The organism is Corynebacterium sp. c24Ua_83 (assembly GCF_039907245.1).
In the GTDB taxonomy this organism is placed as follows: Bacteria; Actinomycetota; Actinomycetes; order Mycobacteriales; family Mycobacteriaceae; genus Corynebacterium.
In genome coordinates this window covers 71,404-93,514 of record NZ_JASBOI010000004.1, presented here as the reverse complement: position 1 = coordinate 93,514, position 22,111 = coordinate 71,404, and the positions used below count along the sequence as shown (strand labels likewise).

The window sequence follows — 22,111 nt, the reverse complement described above, 5'->3', positions numbered from 1 at the left end:
CTGTGCCGTGTAATAAACACCGGCGGGGTCCAAAGGGGGGATCCTCGCTGCAGATTCAATCGGGCACGGCCTAAACGTGCACCACCAGGGGGATTTCTACTGTGCTAGCTCTCAGCATTTCCGTGCCTGCGAAGGGCACCACTATCAACGCTGCAATCGCCGACCATGTGCCTGTCGCGGAGCTCATACCGCACCTTGTGGATGCGGAGCCGGGGGAACACTGGATCCTCCACCGGGCGGTTGGGCAGGTTCAGCCCCAGCACACTCTGGCGGAGGCAGGGGTGCGCCCCGGAGAGTCGCTGACCTTGCAGATCGCCACCGTTCCCGCCCCGCCGGCCGAGGCTGTCGAGGAGCTCTCCGGCCCTATCCCCTCCAGCCCTGCTGCCTGGATCGCCGCGGCCATCGTTGCGCTGTTCAGCCTTCAAGCCACTCCCGCGTGGCACCCTTTGGATAATCAGCTGGTTGGAGCTGGGGGCGTCCTTAACCTCAACCATTCGGCAGACACCGCAACGATCGTGGCAACCGCAGTGGCAGCACTGGCCACGGCGGCGGCTTCGCTGCACCATCGCAACTTCACCTACCTGGCGGCGATCCTCGGTTTCGGGCTGGGGCTGCACGTGAATGTGCTGTGTGCATGCTTTGTGGCGGCTCTCATGGTGTGGCGCAGCGGCCCGGCGCGGATCGTGACGGCCACGTGGGTGGTGTTCGCAGCGATGAACTTCTGGCCGGGGGTTACTCTGCTGCTGGCGATGTTCGCGCTGGCTTACTCGGGGCAGATTGCGATCGGGCTGGCGGGCATTAAGTTGCCGAAGGTGCCCGCGACTGGTGTGTTTACTCAGCCGACGACCACCCGTGCGGGCCAGGTGGTGGAGGTGCATTCCGCCCTGGTGGTGGCCATCGTGGCGGTGCTGGGCGCGTGCGTGTACCAGTTGGCGCCGTGGGGTGAACCGCTGAGCCTGTGGCGTGCGGCGCTGCTGGTGCTGGTGGCCGTGCTGGGAGTGAGCGCGCGCAGCACCCGGCCGGTGCATTCGGTGGCGCTGGCGGTGCTGTCCGCGGCGACGATTCTGTGGCTGGCGCTGCACGAACCCTGGGGTGCGGCGTGCCTGGTGCTGGTTGGCCTGCCGGCAGTGCGCGTGCAGTCGCCGATGCTGGGGCGGGTGATCGACATGGTAGAGGCCGTTGCGTTCTGTCTGGCTATCCCCCTGGCGCTGCAGACCACGGGGATCTTCGAGGCGATTCGGGGCATCGGCTGATGATCATTCAGGATTCCTCGCCACACGGGAACTGCCAGGAAGGCACCGTTGCGGCGCCGGGTACCTTGCCTTTGCCGGATATTGACGCCCCCTCGTACCCAGCGCTGCACGCCCTGTCCCGGGGCCGGGACGTGGACGTGGCTGTGGTTGATACGGGTTCCGCCGGGCCGGGCGTGGTGGGAGACCGTGATTTTTGCGTGCTGCACGGGTCCGTGGTGACCAGCGTGTTGCGGGCAATAGCGCCGGAGGCAAAGGTGCATTCGTTTAGGCATAACGCGGTTGCCTCCCGTGCTGAGGGCACGGTGGAGGATCTGGTTCGCGCGATCGACCGGGCGCTGAAGGCGCGGGTGAAGATCATCAATATTTCGATGGTGGCCTGCGAGGATACGGCGGAACTGCGGGAGGCCATAGGGCGGGCAGAGAAGGCCGGGGTGCTGGTGGTGGCTTCCACGGGCAACACGGGCCAGTGCCCGGAGGGGGCGCCGACATTTCCTTCCAGCCTGGATTCCGTGCTGGCCGTGGGCGCGGTGGCGCCGCGGGCACAGGAGCTGGCGGCAGGCGCAGGGGCCGGTGCAGGGTCAGTTGCAGGGCCAGCTGCCGGGAAGGAGAACTCCGCCGACCAGGGTCGCGTGCCCGCGCAGTACAGCGCGCCGACGCACTGGGTGGATCTGTTCGCCCCCGGCGGGCCGGTCGAAGGGCAGGTGGATGTGCGCGGGAAGGTGCACACCATCGTCGGTAACCCCGATCCTTTCGAGGGCACCAGTTTCGCCGCGCCGGTGGTGTCCGGGACAGCGGCGCTAGTCTGGCAGATCGTCCCGCACCTTAGTGTGCAGGAGGTCCGCGAGCTGCTGACCGCCACAGCCTCTCCCGGCGCGAGCGGACCGGGATTGGGGAAGCAAATGCTGGTTGTGAATCCCGCCGCGGCCGTGGATAAGGCGCTCGACCTGCGGGATGCGCGGATCCGCGTTGGCGACAACGGCAGCGACGGCAACAATGGCAGCATTGGCAGCGATGGCTCGACCGGCGCACACTACGAGCTGCAGACCGTCAGCACCCAGCCTCACCAGCCGGGGGCCGCCGACTATTCCGTGCCGGTCGTGCTCTCCCTCGTGCTGGCGCTAGGCATCATCGCCACGGTCGTCTGCCGGGCTTTCTCCGCAGACAGCAGGCCGCCGTCTGGCAGCGAGGCCACGCGGGCGAACTGAACCTCCTGTTCCGCGGTGAACCCCAGGGCGCGCAGCTCGGTCTGGCTGCCCACGGAGTAGCGCACTCCGTTATCACTGACCAGCACGTATCCGCGCTCCGTCTTCAGCGCCGACGTGCCCCGCGGGCCGTAAAAGGCGGTTGGTTCGTCGGCAGCCAGCACGGCGCTGATTCCGGCTGAGTCCGCGCCTGTGCCATCCTTCCCTGCGCCGCTGCCAGCTGCGGCGCCATCCTCCGGCTCCGCCAACCCTTGCGGCCCCGCGCACACCATCTGCGGCTGCGCCCAGGTCACGGGCTGCTCGCCGTCGAACTCCGGGATTCCCGCCAACACGTCCACGCTCGGCTGGCGCATCACATCCGCCAGCGGGGCTTCCACCGGCGGCACGGGGCTGCTGGCCAAAGCAAAGTCGCGCCGCGAACCTTTGACCTCCCCCACGCCCGCTCGGTCCACCAGAAACGCCCGGTCGCCAGAAGTGATTACCCTGCCCGCCACGTCGAAAGGCGTGGGCATCTTCGTCTTCCCCGTCGGCATGGCGATGTCGGGGCTGCGGCGGAACTGTTGGACCAACCCATCGCTGGCGGGCACCGCCTCCGTGCCGAAAGCCCGGGCTGCATCTGGGGTTATGCGGGTGCGAGTGGTGGCGTCAATAAGCCAATAACCCGAAGGCGCAGCCAGCAGAGCGTGGCGATGCGCCTTGATGTGCTCGACGGCCACGACCGTGCCCACGCCACCGTCCGCACGGTCGCAGTACAACCACTCGCGGTCCGGCGCGGCAGAAAGCGCCGGCACCTGCGGAATACCGATCGGCTGGCCCAACGGAACTTGGGATAGCTGCTCAGCAGTGGTTTTCTGCACCTCGACGGGCTGCTGCAGAATCAGCCGCGCGGAGGCGACGTTCGTAATCGGATGGTAGGAATCCTCCAGGCGCAGGTGCAGCGTGCCGGTTTCATCGGCCACCAGGTCGGCTCCATCCAAGCTCGGCTGCGGACGCAGTAGCCCCAGCATCACCGCACCACCGGCGATCAGCAGGCTCAGCAGCACGCCGACGACCAGCGCCCGCCGCTGGCTGCGCAGTGGATCGTGGGCCATCCGCGGGTCCCCAATGACCAGCGCGAGCTCGAGCCTGCGCAGCAGAAAGTTAAATCCAGATACTTGTATCCCCGTTGTGCGCATGGTTACTGCGCTCCCCCCTTTGTTGTTTTTGTTGTTTCTAGCCCCCGCTAGCGCGCTCAAGTATTTCATGGTTGAATTGCTGGCGCGAGGCGAACTTCGCCTTCGGGGGAATTTCATACTTTGGGGGATGGGAATAATGGGTTCAGTGGCACTTTTTGCTGCCGAGACTTCTGACGCTAGGCATACCGCCTGGTGGGCATGGGTTTTATGCGGTTTGGTGGCGATCGGGTGCATCGTGGCGGGCTGGTTCGCCTTCGCTCGCAGCCGCGCCACCACGGGTCAGGGCACGCGCTGGTTCCGGCTGCTCTGCGTGCACGACAGGTTGTGGGGCGAGCCGTCGTCACGGCGGATTTCTGGCGACCGGTTGGCCGGTGGTTTAGGTCTTTCTCTTATGGACGCCACCCTCTCCACCGCTACCGTCCCCACCAAGCCTTTCGGGCGTGGCTGGTTGGGGGATGCCTCTGCCACGCTGGTGGGCGTGCCGGAGCACGCGGCGGCGCGGATGCCTTTTGCCGCCAGCGGGTGCGGGGTGTGGGCTCTGCCCGCGGAGGCTCCGCCGGTGGGCGCGGAGGTATCCGGCTTGGCGGACCAGTTGAGCGTTCCGGCTGCGCCGGGCTGGTTTATCGGGCTGACCGATGCCGGCGAACCCATGCTGGTGCACCCCATCCCCGGCGCGACCTTTGCGGTGTTTGGAACGAGTGCGCAACTGCGCGCGCTGGAGGGGTCGATGAACTGGCCGGAGGAGCTCTTCGAGCTGCGCAGGTTTAGCGGTGGTGTTGGCGGGGCAACCGCCCCAAGGGACGCAGCGCACGTGCCGAATGCGTCGGGTATGGCGGAACAGCTGGGTCCGGCGGATCCGACAGATCCAGCTTCAAGCAAAGAGGACACGAAAACTCGGGTGCTGCTCGTGGAGATTCCTGCAGCCTTGCGCGGTTCACGTCATGGGAGTGTTGGCTTCGCCGCTGCGGAGGACGTGCTCGCCCAGGGGCGCGAGCGCCTGCAACTGTTGGGGCACCCTACAGTGGATGTGTATATCGCGGTTCCGCCGGTTGGCACGGGCACCATCCTGGCTCACGGTGAACACCGGGAGTACTTCAACTTCTTCGCCGTCTCGGCGCCCGCGCCGAAGCCAGCGCCGAAACCTGCGCCGCAGCCGGTTCCACAGAACGCGCCGGTTGCCGCTGTGGCTACAGCTCCGGCGGCGGCCGCGGCCACTCCCGCGCCCGCTCGTTCAAGGCGCGCAAGGCCCCGCCGCGCGAGGTCGAATGCTCACAAGCACCGCTTCCCTCACGGGGCAGTGCCCGGCTCTGCATCTGGCTCCGTGGCTGGCTCTGCATCCGGCGCGGTATCTGGCCCGGCGGCTGGCTCCGCATCTACTGCGTCTGCGTCCGCCGAGCCACTCCCACTCCCGACCGGCGAGCGCTTGGCGCGGGTCGTCAGCGCACGTTCCGCCAGCTCCTCGTCGGCCGGGTAATCCACCCGCACCAGGTTCAGCCCCTCTGCGGGCGCGACCGGCACGGCCGAACTGCGCTTCGTCTCCTTCAACAGCCCCGGAGTGAAATCCTCCGGTCGCTTGCCCGATCCGACCGTCAGGGCCGCCCCCACCAGGGATCGCACCATCGACCAGCAGAAAGCATCCGCCGTCACGTGCGCCTCGTAAGTCTGCGGTTCCGCCTCCGTGGAGACGTCCACCCAGCGGAACTCCTGCAGCTCGCGAACTGTCGTGGCACCCTCGCGGGCCTTGCAAAAGGCGGCGAAGTCGTTCAAACCGATCAGCGCGTCGGAGGCCGCCTGAGTCTTCTCCAGATCAATCGGGTGGCGCCACGCTGCCGTATCCCGCGCCCGCACCGGCACAGGCCCGGCCGGGTGAGTCGTCACACGATAGATGTAGTGCCGGCGCAGCGCGGAGAAGCGGGCGTCAAAACCCTGCGGAGCAACACTCGCCCCGTGCAACCGCACGTCCGCAGGCAACATGCGGGACAAGCGCCGCACCAGATCCTCCGGGCGAGTCAGCGAGCGCTGCTCGAAGGCATCTACCGGGATGTCCGCGTGGCAGACCTGGCCGCTGGCATGCACTCCCGCGTCAGTTCGCCCGGCGACGACCAGCTCAATGGGATGGCGCGTGACCAGTGAGAGCTTCTCCTGCAGCACTCCCGCGACCGTGCGCAAGCCCCCGGACTGAGTGGCCCAGCCGTGGAAGTCCGTGCCGTCGTAGGCAACATCAAGGCGCACGCGCACCAGCTTGGCGGCTTGGTTGGGCTGGTCAGCCTGACCGGCCGGGTCGGCCTGCGGAACCTGCGGGGTATCGGGCATGGGCGGGGCGCCTCCTTCGGATGGACGTTCGGCTAGCTGCTGCTGAACTGCTGCATTCGCCATGGGCACTGTGCGCGCCTTAGTCTAGTCTGCGTGCAAGACAACGAATTCTCCGCCTCCACCCTCGATTCGCGCGCCCGCCGCCTAGTCGCGTGGGTCGCTGCCCTTAATGGCCTTGGCTTCGTCGTTGAGGTGACGATCGCTCTGCTCATCGGCTCCGCCGCCCTTTTTGCGGACGCCGCAGACTTCCTCGAAGACACCCTCATCAACGTTCTGGTGCTCACCGCCCTGGGGTGGTCGGTCGCCAGCCGCCGGAAGGCCAGCTATGCCCTGGCGGGGTTGATTCTGATTCCGGCTTTCGCAGCGTTCGGCACGGCCGCGTGGAAGGTTGTGACGGGCACTCCCCCGGAGCCCGTGACTCTGAGCGTGACGGCCATCGGAGCTCTGGTGATTAACCTCGTCTGTGCAGTGCTTTTGCTGCGACTACGCGGGGCAGATAGTGCGTTGGTGCAGGGTGCTTGGCTGGCCGCGCGGAATGATGCGGCGGCTAATGTGCTGATCCTAGGCGCCGGTGTGGTGATGATGTTCTGGGCTAGCGCGTGGCCGGACATTGTGGTCGGCGTGGTCATCGGTCTGATTAACCTCTCGGCGGCAAAGGAGGTCTTTGAGCAGGCTCGAGCGGAAGAGCCGGAGCTGGAGATGGACTAGGCGACTGGGACGGTCTACGGCGGGGGTGGGTGGCGTCAATAAGTAAACAACCAATAAGCAACAAAAGGCGGGCCACGAGCTACCCGATTGGGTAACCGTGACCCGCCTCAAAGCTAGGCGAAAGCGAAAGCTAAGCCAGAGCGAAAGCTAGGCGAGAGCGCCGGACTTACTTGTCCTCAGCAGCCTCTTCAGCCTTAGCCTCGTCGGCAGCCTCGGCAGCCTCAGCCTCAGCGGCCTTGTCGGTTGCGGTGTCAGCCTCAACCTCCGGGGCCTCCTCAGCCTCTTCAGCCTTAGCCTCAGCAGCCTCGGCCTCAGCCTTCTTGGCCCTGGAAGCAGCAACGCGGTTAGCGCGCTCCGCCTCGGTGGAGGCCAGCGGCTCCGTCACCAGGGAGATCTGGGAGATCGGAGCGTTGTCGCCCTTGCGGTTCTCCAGCTTGATGATGCGGGTGTAGCCACCCGGACGGCCTTCGAACTTCGGAGCCAGCTCGTTGAACAGGTAAGCAACAACTTCCTTGTTCGGGATGAGCTTCAGCACGTTGCGGCGGTCCGCCAGGGTGCCGCGCTTGGCCTTGGTGATGATCTTCTCGACGTAGGGGCGCAGCAGCTTAGCCTTTGCGTCCGTGGTCTTGATGGCGCCGTGCTCAAACAGCTGAGCAGCGAGGTTGGACAGGATCTTCTTCTGGTGGGAAGCAGAACCGCCCAGGCGGGCGCCCTTCTTTGGGGTAGGCATTAGTTCTCCTCGTGTGGATCTTTAAATCAGTGAGCGCGTGCGGTTAACCACCGGGTTATTCCGCGATGTCCTCGCCCTCGGTGTCGATGAACTCACCGGTCTCTGCGTCGTAGCCTTCGATATCGGTGATATCGAAGCCCTCCGGAGCGTCCTTCAGGCCCAGGCCCAAGCCAGCCAGCTTGACCTTGACCTCGTTGATGGACTTCTGGCCGAAGTTACGGATGTCCAGCAGGTCGGACTCCGTGCGTGCAGCCAGCTCGCCGACGGTGTGAATCTCTTCACGCTTCAGGCAGTTGTAGGAGCGGACGGAGAAGTTCAGGTCCTCGATCGGCATGCTGTAGGCAGCGATGTGCTCGCTCTCCTGCGGCGACGGGCCAATCTCGATCCCCTCTGCTTCGTAGTTCAGCTCCTGGGCCAGACCGAACAGCTCCACCAGGGTCTTACCTGCGGATGCCATGGCATCACGGGCGGTGATGGAGTTCTTCGTCTCCACGTCCAGAATCAGCTTGTCGAAGTCCGTGCGCTGTTCCACACGGGTTGCCTCGACCTTGTAGCTGACCTTCAGAACCGGGGAGTAGATCTGGTCGACCGGGATGCGTCCGATCTCAGAAGAAGCTGCAGCAGCCGGAACGTAGCCGCGGCCACGCTCGACAGTCATCTCGATTTCCAGCTTGCCCTGCTCGTTCAGGGTGGCGATGTGCAGGTCCTGGTTGTGGACCTCCACGCCAGCCGGAACCTCAACGTCGGCGCCGGTAACCTCGCCCGGGCCTTCCTTGCGGATGAACATCGAGACGGGCTCGTCGGAGTCGCTGGACAGAACCAGGGACTTGATGTTCAGGATGATGTCGGAAACATCTTCCTTCACGCCCGGGATGGTGGTGAACTCGTGGAGCACACCCTCGATGCGCAGGGAGGTCACTGCCGCGCCCGGGATGGACGACAGCAGGGTCCGGCGCAGGGAGTTACCCAGTGTGTAGCCGAAGCCCGGCTCCAGCGGCTCAATGACGAACCGGGAGCGGGAATCGTCGATGAACTCTTCCGTGAGCGCGGGGCGCTGTGAAATGAGCATTGTTTAAGCTTCTCCTTTTTCGGCGACCGCTATATGACGCCGTTAGGGGGACTACCGCCACCAGGTTTGGTAGACGGTGCGGACGGTAGAAAACCGCGTTTGGTGTTCTATCCGAAGTAATTCTAACGAATAGGTTCGTCAGGTTTACTTCGAGTAGAGCTCGACGATCAGCTGTTCCTGCAGCGGAATGTCGATCTGAGCGCGCTCGGGCAGCTGGTGCACGAGGATGCGCAGAGTGGACGGTACGACCTGCAGCCAAGCAGGAACGATCGTATCGACCAGGGCTTCCTGAGCCTCTTCGAACCACAGCATCGAGCGGGACTTCTCACGCACGTCGATGATGTCGTACTGGGAGACCTTGAAGGAAGGAACGTTGACCTTCTTGCCGTTCACGGTGAAGTGACCGTGGGAAACCAGCTGGCGAGCCTGGCGGCGGGTGCGTGCCAGACCTGCGCGGTAGACAACGTTATCCAGGCGAGACTCCAGCAGGATGACCAGGTTGTCACCGGTCTTGCCCGGGCGACGGTTGGCCTCTGCGTAGTAGCGGCGGAACTGCTTCTCCAGAACGCCGTAGGTGTACTTCGCCTTCTGCTTCTCCTGCAGCTGCAGGAGGTACTCGGACTCCTTGATGCGAGCACGGCCAGCCTGCCCCGGAGGGTAGGGGCGACGCTCGAAGGAGTTGTCGCCGCCGACGAGGTCGACGCGGAGGCGACGGGACTTACGGGTTACGGGGCCGGTATAACGAGCCATTTTCTATCCCTAATCCTTTCTTCTCTTTAGACGCGACGACGCTTCGGCGGGCGGCAGCCGTTGTGCGGCTGCGGGGTGACGTCGGCAATGGTGCCAACCTCGAGGCCCGCGGTGGACAGGGAACGGATAGCGGTCTCGCGGCCGGAGCCCGGACCCTTAACGAATACGTCAACCTTCTTCATGCCGTGGTCCATAGCCTTGCGAGCAGCGGACTCGGCAGCCATCTGAGCGGCGAAGGGGGTGGACTTACGGGAGCCCTTGAAGCCGACGTGGCCCGAGGAAGCCCAGGAAATCACAGCGCCCTTCGGGTCCGTGATGGACACGATGGTGTTGTTAAAGGTGGACTTAATGTATGCGTGGCCGTTGGCCACATTCTTCTTGACGACGCGACGGCCAGTACGGCGCGCGCCGGAACGAGTCTTCGGAGGCATAGGTTACTTCTTCTTTCCTGCGATCGTCTTCTTGGGGCCCTTACGGGTACGAGCATTGGTCTTGGTGCGCTGACCGCGGACCGGCAGGCCACGACGGTGGCGCAGGCCCTGGTAGGAACCAATCTCGATCTTGCGGCGAATATCGGCCTGGATCTCGCGGCGGAGGTCACCCTCCACCTTCCAGGTGTTCTCGATAACGTCACGCAGAGCGGACAGCTGCTCGTCGGTCAGATCCTTGGAGCGAAGATCAGGGGAGATGCCGGTCTTTTCCAGCAGCTCCTTGGAACGGGCGGGGCCGATTCCGAAGATGTAGGTCAGTGCGACCTCCATGCGCTTCTCGCGTGGCAGGTCAACACCAGCAAGGCGTGCCATAGGGCATTTTCCTTCCGGTTTAGCGACGGTTTTCTCCACACTCGTCCCTTTTGATCCTTCGAGTATTTCGCCAACAGTCACGGAAGAGACTGTTCGGGCACTAGGTGCCTTGAACGTGCGAAACCAACACCCCAACTATTGGGGTGTTGGAAGGAGGGCTCCGGCCGCCGCGGCCAGAGGTAGTGACCAGGTAGCTGCCGCCTCGGCGACGCTGCTACCTAGATTGGATGTATGGAGGCTTAACGTTTTACTTGTAGCGGTAAACGATACGCCCACGGGTCAGGTCGTAGGGAGACAGCTCCACGACAACCCGATCCTCGGGGAGAATACGGATGTAGTGCTGGCGCATCTTGCCGGAAATGTGGGCCAACACCTTGTGGCCGTTGTCCAGCTCGACACGGAACATCGCGTTTGGCAGGGGCTCGACGATGCGACCCTCAACCTCGATGGCGCCTTCTTTTGCCATATCCTCCAACGTTTCCCCAGCTCAGATAGCTGGTATGGGTGATGTTTTGCTACATACGGTGCAGTCTCAAGATCTCCCACATGGCAGTCGCCTAGGGCACTTACCGATGCGAAAGCCTCATGCACCAACTGCTTACAATACACGCGACCTGCACGGATGCCAAAACGCTCGCGCCAGCCCCCTTCGGGAGCTAACACGAGCGCTTTTCTTTCTTAGTGGCCTAACCTTGACGGCGGCCCGGACTACGCCTCTAGGCGGGCTGCTCCTCACGGCGCAGCTCGCCCTTCGCCAGGCGGTTCACGGTCATCGCAATCGCACCGTCGCCGGTGACGTTACATGCGGTACCGAAGGAGTCGATGGCGATGTAGGCGGCGATCATCAGCGCCACCTGGCCATCGTCGAAGCCCAGCTGGGACTGCAGCAGACCCACGGCCGCCATAATCGCACCACCCGGCACGCCCGGGGCGGCGATCATCATCACACCCAGCAGGAAGATGAAGCCCAGGGCCATGCCTGCGGTCATGTCCACGCCGGTCATGTAGACGATGGAGAACGCGAACAGGGCGATCTTCTGCATGGAGCCGGATAGGTGCACCGTTGCACAAAGCGGCACCACGAAGTCGGCCACGGACTGGGAGACACCGTTCTTGCGGGTGCACTGCAGGGTCACCGGGATGGTTGCCGCAGAAGAGGAGGTACCCAGTGCGGTGAAGTACGCGGGCAGCATGTTCTTCAACGCCGTGAACGGGTTGCGCTGCGCGAAAAGTCCGGCCAGCACGTATTGCAGCGCCAGGATCACCCACGTCATCAGTACGGCGAGGATCAGCACCTTAGCGAACTGCGACAGCGTTAGTTTCAGGTTGCCGTTCATACCCATCGTCAGGAACACGCCAAAGATGTAGAACGGCAGCAGCGGGATGATGAAGCTCTGGATGACCTTCATGGTCACCTCGCGCAGTTCCTCAGCGCCCTTGAACAGAACCTCGGTGCGCATCGAGGCCATTGCAATACCCACGGTGAAGGCCAACAGCAGCGCGGACATCACGCCCAGCGGCGGATCCATCTCCACGGAGAAGAACGGCGCCAGTGCGCCTTCGTCAATATCCTTCGCCTCGATCATGGACTCGTTGCCCAGCAGCGAGGGGTAAAGCCCTTCCGCCACGCCATAGGCGATCAGACCGGAGACGATGGTGGAGACGTAGGCGATGCCGGCGGTCACGCCCAGCCATTTGCCTGCCCCGCGCCCCAGGCTGGCAATAGCTGGGGCGATCAGGGCGAAGATCAGAACCGGGACGAAGAATCCCAGGAAATTGGCGAACAGCCCATTGAAGGTCGCGAACACGCGGCCTGCCCACTCGGGGAAGAAGAGGCTGCAGACGATACCCAGGACAATCGCGACGATGATCTTGAATATCAGCGAATTAAAGAATCGGGATCCATTCATGCTGGCGCTTTCCCTTTGCACATACTTGTAGGTCCTCAAGAAACGATTATGTTTAGCCTACTCGCAATACTTGATCCCCCAATAATCGCCGTTCGCCCATCAACCCCACCCCTGCTGCCCCCTCACCACTGCCGTCTTCCCTACTACGGCTCTCCCCAACTACGCTCCCCTGCCATCCCCAACACTGCTGCGCCCCCGACACCACACCGGCCAGGGCGGGCGGCAGGGGGCGTCACCAAGAAAGAAAGAGCTACTTGCGCGGCGTAAGGATCCGCGGGCCGTCGGCGGTCGCGGCGACGGTGTGCTCCCAGTGCGAGGAGAAACTGCCGTCATCGGTAAGCACCGACCACTCGTCGTCCAGCACGTAGGAATCCGCCGTGCCCAGCGCCAGCATCGGCTCGATGGCCAGCACAGAGCCCTCCTGGATCTCCGGGCCTCGCCCACCGCGGCCCTCGTTGGCCAGGTACGGATCCTCATGCATGGTGCGGCCGATGCCGTGGCCGCCGTACCCATCGACGATCCACAGCTCCACGTCGAACTTCCGCGCAGCGGCTTCGGTCGCCTTCTCCAGCGCCCAGGACACGTCCGTCAGGCGGTTGCCGGGCACCATCGCCTTCAGCCCCTCGTACAGCACCCATTCGGTCGCGCGGTTTAGGCGGTCGTGCTCGTCTGCGATCTCGCCGATGCCGAAGGTCCAGGCGGAGTCCCCCACCCATCCGTCGAGCGTTGCGCCGCAGTCGATGGAGATCAGATCGCCTTCCTTCAGCACCACATCTGCGGACGGGATGCCGTGGACGATCATGTCGTTCGGGCTCGCGCAAATGGAACCCGGGAAGCCGCCGTAGCCCTTGAAAGTCGGGGTGGCGCCGTGGTCGCGGATGACCTGCTCGGCCACGCGGTCCAAGTCGAGCGTGGTCTTTCCCGGCGCCGCAGCCTTCTTAACCTCCTGCAGCGCCAGCCCGACGATCTCCCCGGCGGCCTGCATCGCATCCAGCTGCTCGGCGGTTTTCGCCGCGATCTTTTTATTCCTTCGCCTAAAGCCCATGTGGTTTCGCTTCTGTTCTCTTTGCTTACTCGTTTTTTCTTAGTGACGCCCCCTCGCGGGGCGAATAACCACAAATCCCGCCAGGTCGGACCGTGTGGGGCCGGCTGGCGGGATCAGCGATTCTTGCACAGGGTGTTTACTTGTCCAGCGCGTTCAGCGTGGTGCAGGAGATGTCCTCCACGGTGCCCTCCGCGTCGATGTTCAGCAGAACGTCCTTGTAGTGGTCGATCAGCGGGGCGGTCTCCTCACGGTAGACCTCCAGGCGGGTGCGGATCGTGTCCTCGTTGTCGTCGTTGCGGCCGCGGGCCAGCATGCGATCAACAACAACGTCTTCGGAGACTACGTAGTTGATGACTGCGTCCAGGGAGTGGCCGTCCTCCTGCAGCATCTTCTCCAGCAGCTCCGCCTGCTCGATGGTGCGGGGGAAGCCGTCCAGCAGGAATCCGTCGGCGGCATCTTCCTGGTTCAGGCGGTCGCGGACCATGTCGGCAGTGACGGAGGTCGGGACCAGCTTGCCAGCGTCCATGTACTCCTGCGCCTGCTTGCCCAGTTCGGTGCCCTGGGAGATGTTGGCGCGAAACAGATCGCCAGTGGAGATGTGCGGGATCTTCAGCGCATCGGACAGCAGGGATGCTTGGGTGCCCTTGCCAGCGCCGGGAGGGCCGAGCAGAACTAGTCTCATTTGAGGAATCCTTCGTAGTTAGACTGCATAACTTGCGATTCGAGTTGCTTGATCGTGGTCAGGGCAACGGACACCAGAATCAGGATGGCGGTACCACCGAACGGCATCTGCCCCTGGCCTGCGGCCTGCGCCGTCTGCACACCCATGTTGATGAGGATGTTAGGCAGAACGGCGATGAGCGCCAGGTAGATGGAACCGACGATCAGCAGACGGTTCATCACATATCCAAGATACTCCGCGGTCGGGCGGCCCGGGCGGATGCCCGGAATGAAGCCACCGTACTTCTTCATGTTATCCGCCTGATCGTAGGGATCGTACTGGACGGAAACGTAGAAGAAGGAGAAGAAGATGATCAGTGCCACATACAGCAGGATGTACTGCCAGGCAGCCGGGTCCGTCAGCACGGTCATGACATTCTGGTTCCACCAGTTCTCCTGGCCCGCGCCCTCCGGGTTGCCGGACTGGATGATCTGAGTGATCAGGATCGGGACGGTCAGCAGCGAGGAGGCGAAGATCACTGGGATAACGCCGGCCTGGTTGACCTTCAGCGGCAGGTAGGTGGAGGTCTCGCCGTACTGACGGCGACCGATCATACGCTTTGCGTACTGGACCGGGATGCGGCGCTGGCCCTGCTCGATGAAGACCACGCCGACGACCAGGATCAGCACACCAACCAGCACCGCTGCGAAGACGAAGCCGCCGGAGCCGGAGAGGATGGAGGCGCCCTGCGCCGGCAGAGAGGTGGCAATGCCCGCGAAGATCAGCAGCGACATGCCGTTGCCGATACCGCGGTCGGTGATCAGCTCACCCATCCACATCAGCAGCACTGCACCGGAGGTCATGACCAGCACCATGACTACCAGGCCGAACACGCCGGTACCATCCTTCAGGACCTGCACGCCCTGGCCCAGCAGCTGGCGGCGATCCGCCAGTGCCACGATGCCCGCAGACTGCAGCAGCGCCAAAGCCACGGTCAGGTAACGGGTGTACTCCGTCATCTTCGCCTGGCCGGACTGGCCTTCCTTTTTCAGCTGCTCGAACTTGGGGATCACCACTGTCAGCAGCTGCACGATAATGGAGGCCGTAATGTACGGCATGATGCCGACGGCAAACACCGAAAGCTGCAGCAGCGCGCCACCTGAGAACAGGTTGATCAGCGAGTACATGGCCGAGCTGTCGGTTAGATCGGAGATCTGCGACTGGATCGAGCCGTAATCCACCCCTGGGGTGGGGATCTGAGCGCCGATGCGATAGAGGATGATCATCGCAAGCGTGAACAAGATCTTCTTGCGAAGATCAGCGTTCTTGAACGCCGAGGTGAGGGCGGACAAACTTTGCCTCCTGTGTAGTTTCTTACCTTCGTGCGGGATCTACTGGCCAGCGCACCTGCACTTCAAGATACGCCCGCATAGAGGCGACACTAATTGCAACCTGTACAGGTTAGCAGACAGGACAAATGCTTACGATACTGTACCACCCATAGCGGACTACAAATTAAACGCCACTGCCCTGCTACTACCCCGGCTCTATCTACCTGGAATCAGAACTCGCCGAAATGTGGGCGTCAATAGATAAAACAAAACGCCCCGTCAGCGCAACAATGCACTGACGGGGCGATTCTTGAGAAGCTAAGCGCGGCTAGAGCTAGAACAACTAGTCTTTTAGCCGTCTAGCCGTCTTACTTACTTAGCCTCGGTAGCGGTGCCACCGGCAGCCTCGATCTTCTGCTTTGCAGAGCCCGAGAACTTGTTAGCGGTGACGTTCAGCTTCACGCTGATCTCGCCGTTACCCAGAACCTTCACCGGCTGGTTCTTACGAGCCAGACCAGCTGCAACGATGTCTGCAACGGTGACGTCGCCACCGTTGGAGAATGCCTTCTCCAGGTCAGACACGTTTACCACCTGGTAGGTGACCTTGGCGGGGTTCTTGAAGCCCTTCAGCTTAGGCAGGCGCATGTGCAGTGGCATCTGGCCACCCTCGAATGCTGCCGAAACCTGCTTACGAGCCTTGGTGCCCTTGGTACCACGACCTGCGGTCTTGCCCTTAGACGCCTCACCACGACCCACGCGGGTCTTGGCCTTCTTGGCGCCCGGAGCGGGGCGGAGGTCGTGGAGCTTAATTGGATCGCTCATGTTTACTCTCCTGCCACTTCTTCGACCTCGACCATGTGGCGCACAGTGTTGATCTGGCCGCGGACGATCGGGTTGTCCTCGCGGACGACCGTCTGGCCAATGCGCTTCAGGCCGAGAGAGCGCATGGAATCGCGCTGCTTCGGCTTGGTTCCGACCAAGCCCTTAACCTGGGTGATCTTCAAAGCCATTGCTTATGCCCCCTGTCCTGCTGCACGGGCGCGCAGCATAGCGGCCGGAGCAACCTCGTCCAGGGACTTGCCACGGCGTGCGGCAACCTCTTCCGGACGGACCAGCTGCTTCAGGCCAGCCACGGTTGCGTGGACAATGTTGATGGCGTTGTCGGAGCCCAGGGACTTCGACAGGATGTCCTGCACGCCGGCGCACTCCAGCACCGGGCGGACAGCGCCACCAGCGATCACACCGGTACCGGGTGCTGCGGGCTTCATCATGACGATGCCTGCAGCGTCCTCACCCTGAACCGGGTGGGTGATGGTGCCGTTGATCATCGGTACGCGGAAGAAGTTCTTGCGAGCCTCTTCTGCGCCCTTCTGGATGGCGGCAGGGACTTCCTTAGCCTTGCCGTAGCCGACGCCGACCATGCCCTGGCCGTCGCCGACGATGACCAGCGCGGTGAAGCTGAAGCGGCGACCGCCCTTCACAACCTTCGAGACGCGGTTGATGGTAACCACGCGCTCGATGAACTGGCTGCGCTCATCCTGCTGGTTGCGACGATCGTTACGTCCGCCGCGGTCGTTGCGGCCGTTACGCTCGTTGCGCTCGTTCTTGTCGTTGTTCTCGGCGGAGCGTCCGCCGTTACGTTCACGTCCCGACATCACGCGTTCCTTCCGTTGGTGTTGTTCGTGGAGTTGGTCATTAGAACTTCAGACCACCTTCGCGGGCAGCATCAGCCAGAGCGGCGACGCGGCCGTGGTACTTGTAGCCCGCACGGTCGAAGACGACAGCCTCGATGCCAGCGGCCTTGGCGCGCTCGGCGATCAGCTGGCCAACCTTCGCACCGCGAGCCTTCTTGTCGCCCTCCATAGCGCGCACATCGGCTTCCATCGTGGATGCTGCGACCAGGGTGTGGCCTGCAACATCGTCGATGACCTGTGCGTGCATGTGGCGAGAGGTGCGGTGAATTACCAGACGCGGGGTCTCCGGGGTGCCGGAGAGGGTCTTGCGGATACGGAAGTGACGACGTGCGCGTGCGGTGCGGCGGCGGGTGGAAATGTCCTTGCCCACCGGCAGACGCTTTTCGTTTTGTGCAGTGTTGCTCATTACTTACCCGTCTTTCCGACCTTGCGACGGACCTGCTCGCCCTCGTAGCGAATGCCCTTGCCCTTGTAAGGATCATCCTTACGCAGACGGCGGATGTTCGCGGCGATCTGTCCGACCTGCTGCTTGTCGATACCTGCGATGGAGAACTTGGTGTTGCCATCCACGGCGAAGGTGATGCCCTCCGGTGCCTCAATCAGCACAGGGTGGGAGTAGCCCAGTGCGAACTCCAGGTTCTTGCCCTTGAGCTGCACACGGTAGCCAACACCGAAGATTTCCATGTTGATGGTGTAGCCCTTGGTCACACCCTCGATCATGTTGAAGACCAGGGAGCGGGACAGGCCGTGCAGGGAACGATTCTTGCGGTGATCATCCGGGCGGGAAACGACGAGCTCCTCGCCTTCCTGTGCCACGGTGATCGGGGCCGGAATGTCCTGGCTCAGGGTGCCCTTCGGACCCTTGACCTCGACAGACTGGCCGTTGATGTTGATGGTGACGCCAGAGGGGACAGCCACCGGTGCCTTGCCAACACGAGACATGGTTTAGACCTCCTCTAGTTACCAGACGTAGGCGAGAACTTCTCCGCCTACACCCTTGTTCTGAGCCTCACGGTCGGTCAGCAGGCCGTGGGACGTGGAAATGATGGCCACACCCAGGCCGCCGAGAACCTGCGGCAGCTCGTTGGACTTTGCGTACACACGAAGACCCGGCTTGGAGACACGGCGCAGCCCGGAGATAGAACGCTCGCGGGACGGGCCGTACTTCAGCTCGATGTCCAGTGTCTTGCCAACCTTGGCGTCATTGACGGTGTAGTCAGCGATGTAACCCTCCTCCTTCAGAATCTCGGCGATGTTCGCCTTGATCTTGGAGGAAGGCATGGAGACGGACTCGTGGAACGCGTTGGATGCGTTCCGCACGCGGGACAGCATGTCCGCGATGGGATCAGTCATGGTCATAAGTTTTGACCTATAGCCTTTCTCATTGCGGTTCCCAGCCCACCCAGGATGCGTGTACCGCGCGCTTGCTGGCTACTAGCGCGCCCCATGCTAAATAACGTGGGGTGCTCGCCGCCGTGTCCGCGCGGCCGCTTTATTGGGCGAGGGGCCTACAACAAAGTGGTTTGATGTTTACACTGCTCACGCTGCCAACCCGGTTTTGGGCATGGGGCAACGCAAGACCTGATAACTCTAGCAATCACCTGCGGGTTTCCCCAAATCGCTGTTTTTCTTGTTTTGTGACGCCCCTAGGGCCAGAAATCCAGCAGATCAGGAGTAGGCCAGTCCCAGTCACGACCGAACCCAAAAGGCCCGCGCGCTTACCCGACCACTCCCGTGAGCTGGGGATCCCGGCAGTCTCCAATCCCGCGGATGCGTAGGCGCTTCGGTCGGTGAACAAGACCGGCGGAGGCAAGGGGCGTCACAAAAGAATCAACCGCCTTCGACAACCGCCGGCGACCGAAAAAGTAAAGGCGGCCCTTGGTGCGGCGCAGAACCGCGCGTTGATACGGCTGGTTAGCGCGAATGGGCTCGACGGGGAGCAAGACGGAAAGGCTGTTCTTGGCCGAGGACGGTAGGCGCCGAGCGATCGGGCCGAGCTTGTCGGCAAGGGTTCCGACCTTTAGGTCACCTTCGCGGAGGAGTTGTTGGACCGCAACCATGGTCATGTGCGCGCGGCCACCGCAGAGGGCGGCGAGACTCATAGAGTCGAAGGACTGAAAGGTCTCGAGGCCGTTCCAGTTAAGGGCGGTGTGGTGCGGACCAGTGGAGTGAGAGTGCGCTGGATGTGGGGCGCCGTGTGGATGCATAGCTCAAAAGTACAGGCCGACGCCTGCAACGGTGGCTGCATGCAGGGCTTGAGTGGCGATTAAAACGGTGGCATGCGGGGTTTGAGTGGTTTGTCAAGCGGTGAAAAATGAGTAGAAACTGTGTGTAGCATTTGTGCTACATTAGCGTCGAGACAGAGGCTTTAAGACTTCCCACCTGCGGGTTTCGTTCGTTACATGAGTTATGTCACACTTTTGCTGCATCCGTTGCGAGGGTGAGGGGCGATTCACTACACATGTTCTACGTACACGAAGTACAGACCGGGCGGCAGCGGATCGGAACTCGCAGAACCGAGCCCCAACTTGTCGCCATACCGCAGTTTTTTACACCCTTCTCGGAAGGAGATTCCTTTGAAGTTCAAGAAGTCCCTCATCACCCTGGCCGCAGCATCCTCCGTTGCCCTGGCTGGCGTTCCGGCCGCAGTTGCAGACGAGGCTCCCGAGGCACCGGCCGCTTCCGCGACCGCCACCCAGCCGGCTGCCGACGAGACCGCGCCGGCTGAGGACGCTACCGCTGGTGATGACCAGGCTGCAGACGACGAGGCTGAGGCTGGCGACGCCGCAGACGAGAACGAGGGCGCTTCCGAAGGCTCCACCGAGGAGGGCACCCAGGGCTCCATCGACGACGAGAAGAAGGAGAAGCTGAAGGGCTCCATCGACAACCTGGCTGGCTGGGACGAGACCACCTCTACCCTGGACAAGGTCAAGGACGTTATCGGCTTCATCGGCAAGATCGTGAAGATCTTCCTGTAAATCCGTCGCGAATTCCGGCTTCCGGGCCGCGGGTACTGGCTTCCGGGCTCCGGGTACCAGATACCGGGCTCCGGATGCCAGACTCCGGACACAACAAACCCCGCTTCCCTAATTATCGAGGAGATCCTCGATGGGAAGCGGGGTTTCGTTACGCTGAATTACTCAGCGGAGCCCTTCTGCTTGAAAGGGAAGCCCAGCTCGCGCAGCAGCGCGCGACCTTCGTCGTCGTTGGTTGCAGTGGTAACGACGGTGATGTTCATACCGCGAGGACGGTCGATCTTGTCGACGTCGATCTCGTAGAACATGGTCTGCTCAGACAGGCCGAAGGTGTAGTTGCCGTGGCCGTCGAACTGCTTGTCGTTCAGGCCGCGGAAGTCACGAATACGCGGCAGAGCGACGGTCAACAGGCGGTCCAGGAACTCCCACATGCGGTCGCCACGCAGGGTAACGCGGGCGCCGATGGGCATGCCTTCACGCAGCTTGAAGTTAGCAATAGCCTTCTTCGCGGTGCGGATCTGCGGCTTCTGACCGGTGATCTTGGTCAGGTCCTCGATTGCACCGTTGATCAGCTTGGAATCGCGAGCAGCGTCGCCGACACCCATGTTGACGACAACCTTGGTGACGCCCGGGATCTGCATGACGTTCTCGTAGCTGAACTCGCCGTTCAGCTTCTCGCGGATTTCCTCACGGTAGCGAGTCTTCAAACGTGGGGTGTAGTTTTCGCTCATCGTTAGATGTCCTTCCCGTTGCGCTTGGACACGCGGATCTTCTTACCGTCTTCGTCGAAGCGGTAGCCGATACGGGTCGGGTTGCCGTCGGAGTCAACGACCATCACGTTGGATACGTGGATCGGAGCTTCCTGGGTAACGATGCCGCCGGACTCAGCGCCGCGCTCTGGAGCGGAGTTTGCAACGTGCTTCTTGATTCGGTTGACGCCCTCGACCAGGACCTTGTCGCGCTGCGGGTAGGCCTCGATGACCTTGCCCTTTGCACCCTTGTCCGGGCCGGAGATTACCAGTACGGTGTCGCCCTTACGGATCTTCATTTAGAGCACCTCCGGAGCCAGGGAAACGATCTTCATGAACTTCTTGTCGCGAAGCTCACGTGCGACCGGGCCGAAGATACGGGTGCCGCGGGGATCGTTGTCGTTTGCCTTGATGATGACAGCCGCGTTCTCATCGAATGCGATGTAGGAGCCGTCCGGACGACGGGTCTCCTTCTTTGCGCGGACGATGACAGCCTTGACGATGTCGCCGGCCTTGACGGTGCCGCCCGGTGCAGCTTCCTTGACGGTAGCTACGACGACATCACCGATACCAGCGGAGCGTCGAACGGAACCACCGAGCGGACGGATGACCAGGATTTCCCGGGCACCGGTGTTGTCGGCAACTCGCAGACGCGATTCTTGCTGAATCACTTGAGTCTCCTAATTTGACCTAGATTTTTGCTTGCCGTGCGTGGGATTTCCGACCCTCGCGCACGCGGTCTGTGCCAGCGCGTTCGGTTCATCGTGAACTCGGTTCGCCTTCTGGCAACCGCTATATTCTTCCACACCCCCATTCAGGCAACCAAATCCCCGTATCAGAGTTTTTCTGAGTGGCGGCGGATTTCGCGCAGCGGGGGTATGTTAGCTCACCCCCGCGCAATTCTTTTTTCTTTCTTATTGACGCCCCTCGCGCCCCATCGATCACACATTCCAGCAGGTCTGTTAACAGACTGAACTAGCATGGTGTTTTGTTTCTCAAAACCACTGGTCAGAATATATCCGTGGCGTGGGATTATGTTTAAAAACTTTAGTACCCGGGACGGCGCCCGCGCTGACGGAGAGGCAGTTTCAGCTAGCGCTTCCCTCGTGCTAACAGGCGTCTTTTCAGCTTGCACCCAGGAGGTATGAAGGATCGTTCATGGGTCACTTCAGGGGGCAGGTAGCACTTTTGCACCGTGCTTAAAGTTCATGGTCATGCTAAATTAGTCCGCGTACCACGGCCAGTTCAGGCCGACGCACCATCTTTCACGTGAGGATTAAACACATGAAGCTCAAGAAGTCCCTGCTGGCTCTGACCACCGCCGCTACCGTTGCAGTTGCTGGCTCCGCCGCTGCTGTTGCTGAGGAGAACCCGACCACTGGCGGCTCCAAGGACACCAGCATCTCCACCAGCCTGGGCAAGAAGGGCGGCGACACCAAGACCAAGGAAGAGAAGAAGCAGGAGCTGGCTGGTTCCGCAAACAAGTTCTTCGACTGGGACGAGAATACCTCCGGCCTGAAGAAGCTGACCACCGTCGTCACCCTGATCACCACCGTTGCAGCCCTGGTTGGCGGCATCGTTTCCCTGTTCAACAACTTCCAGAAGCTGGGCAAGCTGGCCAAGTAAGAACGGCCTTCTCAAGCTAGAACAAATTCGTTCAGCTGAGACCCAAGCCCCGCGGCGATCCTCGGATCCCCGCGGGGCTTTTCCTATCCCCTCACCCTTTCACTTTGCTTTAGGCAA

Annotated in this window: 26 protein-coding genes and 1 pseudogene; 5 read left to right on the top strand and 22 right to left on the bottom strand. The window is 62.3% G+C overall.

The genetic code is table 11. From position 1 onward, the window contains the following. Window positions 1-101: 101 nt before the first annotated feature. Complete coding sequence (locus tag QKE30_RS04750; RefSeq protein ID WP_347934229.1) at window positions 102-1,253, top strand: EsaB/YukD family protein; 1,152 nt, start codon at window positions 102-104, stop codon at window positions 1,251-1,253. Next, a pseudogene (locus QKE30_RS04745) lies at window positions 1,253-2,116 on the top strand (S8 family serine peptidase); the annotation flags it as partial. The gene QKE30_RS04750 and the pseudogene QKE30_RS04745, both read left to right, overlap by 1 nt. A gap of 218 nt (window positions 2,117-2,334) precedes the next feature. On the opposite strand, the gene eccB reads toward QKE30_RS04745, so the two are convergent. Then, window positions 2,335-3,630, bottom strand: a complete 1,296-nt coding sequence (eccB, locus tag QKE30_RS04740) for a type VII secretion protein EccB (protein WP_347934228.1) — start codon at window positions 3,628-3,630, stop codon at window positions 2,335-2,337. A 1,287-nt stretch (window positions 3,631-4,917) separates the two neighbouring features. Then, the gene (truA, locus tag QKE30_RS04735) at window positions 4,918-5,943 is read right to left on the bottom strand and encodes a tRNA pseudouridine(38-40) synthase TruA (protein WP_347934268.1); all 1,026 of its coding nucleotides are present in this window, start codon (window positions 5,941-5,943) and stop codon (window positions 4,918-4,920) included. Window positions 5,944-6,036: 93 nt separating this feature from the next. On the opposite strand from truA, the gene QKE30_RS04730 reads away from it, so the two are divergent. Next, entirely contained in the window at window positions 6,037-6,651 is a 615-nt protein-coding gene (locus QKE30_RS04730) for a cation transporter (RefSeq protein ID WP_239199114.1), read from the top strand. A 166-nt stretch (window positions 6,652-6,817) separates the two neighbouring features. On the opposite strand, the gene rplQ is transcribed toward QKE30_RS04730, so the two are convergent. From rplQ to QKE30_RS04645, 17 genes are all read right to left on the bottom strand, one after another. Next, window positions 6,818-7,381: a 50S ribosomal protein L17 gene (rplQ, locus tag QKE30_RS04725; RefSeq protein WP_347934227.1), complete on the bottom strand. Its 564-nt coding sequence runs from the start codon at window positions 7,379-7,381 to the stop codon at window positions 6,818-6,820. A gap of 55 nt (window positions 7,382-7,436) precedes the next feature. Next, window positions 7,437-8,450 (bottom strand): DNA-directed RNA polymerase subunit alpha, encoded by a 1,014-nt coding sequence (locus QKE30_RS04720; protein WP_239199108.1) that lies wholly within the window; start codon window positions 8,448-8,450, stop codon window positions 7,437-7,439. Window positions 8,451-8,594: 144 nt separating this feature from the next. Further along, window positions 8,595-9,200, bottom strand: a complete 606-nt coding sequence (gene rpsD / locus QKE30_RS04715) for a 30S ribosomal protein S4 (protein ID WP_005291869.1) — start codon at window positions 9,198-9,200, stop codon at window positions 8,595-8,597. A gap of 26 nt (window positions 9,201-9,226) precedes the next feature. Next, window positions 9,227-9,631 (bottom strand): 30S ribosomal protein S11, encoded by a 405-nt coding sequence (rpsK, locus tag QKE30_RS04710; RefSeq protein WP_005291870.1) that lies wholly within the window; start codon window positions 9,629-9,631, stop codon window positions 9,227-9,229. Between the two features lie 3 nt (window positions 9,632-9,634). Continuing rightward, window positions 9,635-10,003 carry a 30S ribosomal protein S13 gene (gene rpsM, locus QKE30_RS04705; protein WP_005291872.1) on the bottom strand — a complete coding sequence of 123 codons (369 nt, stop codon included), beginning with the start codon at window positions 10,001-10,003 and terminating at the stop codon, window positions 9,635-9,637. 247 nt (window positions 10,004-10,250) lie between these two features. Next, complete coding sequence (gene infA, locus QKE30_RS04700; RefSeq protein WP_003854422.1) at window positions 10,251-10,469, bottom strand: translation initiation factor IF-1; 219 nt, start codon at window positions 10,467-10,469, stop codon at window positions 10,251-10,253. A 250-nt stretch (window positions 10,470-10,719) separates the two neighbouring features. After that, entirely contained in the window at window positions 10,720-11,913 is a 1,194-nt protein-coding gene (locus tag QKE30_RS04695) for a dicarboxylate/amino acid:cation symporter (RefSeq protein WP_347934226.1), read from the bottom strand. A gap of 250 nt (window positions 11,914-12,163) precedes the next feature. After that, window positions 12,164-12,958, bottom strand: coding sequence for a type I methionyl aminopeptidase (gene map / locus QKE30_RS04690; RefSeq protein ID WP_035003037.1), 795 nt, complete (start codon window positions 12,956-12,958; stop codon window positions 12,164-12,166). A gap of 136 nt (window positions 12,959-13,094) precedes the next feature. Beyond that, a complete protein-coding gene (locus QKE30_RS04685) occupies window positions 13,095-13,640 on the bottom strand; it encodes an adenylate kinase (protein WP_239387322.1) in 546 nt (181 codons plus the stop codon). After that, window positions 13,637-14,971: a preprotein translocase subunit SecY gene (gene secY / locus QKE30_RS04680; protein WP_269943980.1), complete on the bottom strand. Its 1,335-nt coding sequence runs from the start codon at window positions 14,969-14,971 to the stop codon at window positions 13,637-13,639. The genes QKE30_RS04685 and secY overlap by 4 nt, the downstream gene beginning before the upstream one ends. Window positions 14,972-15,322: 351 nt before the next feature. Continuing rightward, window positions 15,323-15,772: a 50S ribosomal protein L15 gene (gene rplO, locus QKE30_RS04675; RefSeq protein WP_034984966.1), complete on the bottom strand. Its 450-nt coding sequence runs from the start codon at window positions 15,770-15,772 to the stop codon at window positions 15,323-15,325. A gap of 2 nt (window positions 15,773-15,774) precedes the next feature. Then, on the bottom strand, window positions 15,775-15,960 hold the full coding sequence (gene rpmD, locus QKE30_RS04670) for a 50S ribosomal protein L30 (RefSeq protein WP_011274133.1): 186 nt from the start codon (window positions 15,958-15,960) through the stop codon (window positions 15,775-15,777). Between the two features lie 3 nt (window positions 15,961-15,963). After that, on the bottom strand, window positions 15,964-16,605 hold the full coding sequence (rpsE, locus tag QKE30_RS04665) for a 30S ribosomal protein S5 (RefSeq protein WP_035003035.1): 642 nt from the start codon (window positions 16,603-16,605) through the stop codon (window positions 15,964-15,966). A 40-nt stretch (window positions 16,606-16,645) separates the two neighbouring features. After that, entirely contained in the window at window positions 16,646-17,050 is a 405-nt protein-coding gene (rplR, locus tag QKE30_RS04660) for a 50S ribosomal protein L18 (RefSeq protein ID WP_011274135.1), read from the bottom strand. Then, on the bottom strand, window positions 17,050-17,586 hold the full coding sequence (gene rplF / locus QKE30_RS04655) for a 50S ribosomal protein L6 (RefSeq protein ID WP_011274136.1): 537 nt from the start codon (window positions 17,584-17,586) through the stop codon (window positions 17,050-17,052). Before rplF ends, rplR begins: the two co-directional genes overlap by 1 nt. A gap of 18 nt (window positions 17,587-17,604) precedes the next feature. After that, complete coding sequence (gene rpsH / locus QKE30_RS04650; protein ID WP_011274137.1) at window positions 17,605-18,003, bottom strand: 30S ribosomal protein S8; 399 nt, start codon at window positions 18,001-18,003, stop codon at window positions 17,605-17,607. A gap of 359 nt (window positions 18,004-18,362) precedes the next feature. After that, the gene (locus QKE30_RS04645; protein ID WP_347934225.1) at window positions 18,363-18,746 is read right to left on the bottom strand and encodes a hypothetical protein; all 384 of its coding nucleotides are present in this window, start codon (window positions 18,744-18,746) and stop codon (window positions 18,363-18,365) included. Between the two features lie 474 nt (window positions 18,747-19,220). On the opposite strand from QKE30_RS04645, the gene QKE30_RS04640 reads away from it, so the two are divergent. After that, complete coding sequence (locus QKE30_RS04640; RefSeq protein ID WP_347934224.1) at window positions 19,221-19,622, top strand: hypothetical protein; 402 nt, start codon at window positions 19,221-19,223, stop codon at window positions 19,620-19,622. A 158-nt stretch (window positions 19,623-19,780) separates the two neighbouring features. Here the strand turns inward: QKE30_RS04640 and rplE are convergent, their stop codons facing one another. Genes rplE through rplN form a run of 3 tightly spaced genes read right to left on the bottom strand, consistent with a single transcriptional unit; the run spans window position 19,781 to window position 21,039 of the window. Beyond that, entirely contained in the window at window positions 19,781-20,350 is a 570-nt protein-coding gene (gene rplE, locus QKE30_RS04635; RefSeq protein WP_005291938.1) for a 50S ribosomal protein L5, read from the bottom strand. Between the two features lie 2 nt (window positions 20,351-20,352). Next, window positions 20,353-20,667: a 50S ribosomal protein L24 gene (gene rplX, locus QKE30_RS04630; protein ID WP_005291939.1), complete on the bottom strand. Its 315-nt coding sequence runs from the start codon at window positions 20,665-20,667 to the stop codon at window positions 20,353-20,355. Continuing rightward, complete coding sequence (rplN, locus tag QKE30_RS04625) at window positions 20,668-21,039, bottom strand: 50S ribosomal protein L14 (RefSeq protein WP_005291942.1); 372 nt, start codon at window positions 21,037-21,039, stop codon at window positions 20,668-20,670. It lies immediately after the preceding gene. Window positions 21,040-21,652: 613 nt separating this feature from the next. Here rplN and QKE30_RS04620 point away from each other — a divergent pair. Then, window positions 21,653-21,994, top strand: coding sequence for a hypothetical protein (locus tag QKE30_RS04620; protein ID WP_347934223.1), 342 nt, complete (start codon window positions 21,653-21,655; stop codon window positions 21,992-21,994). The last annotated feature ends 117 nt before the right edge of the window (window positions 21,995-22,111 follow it).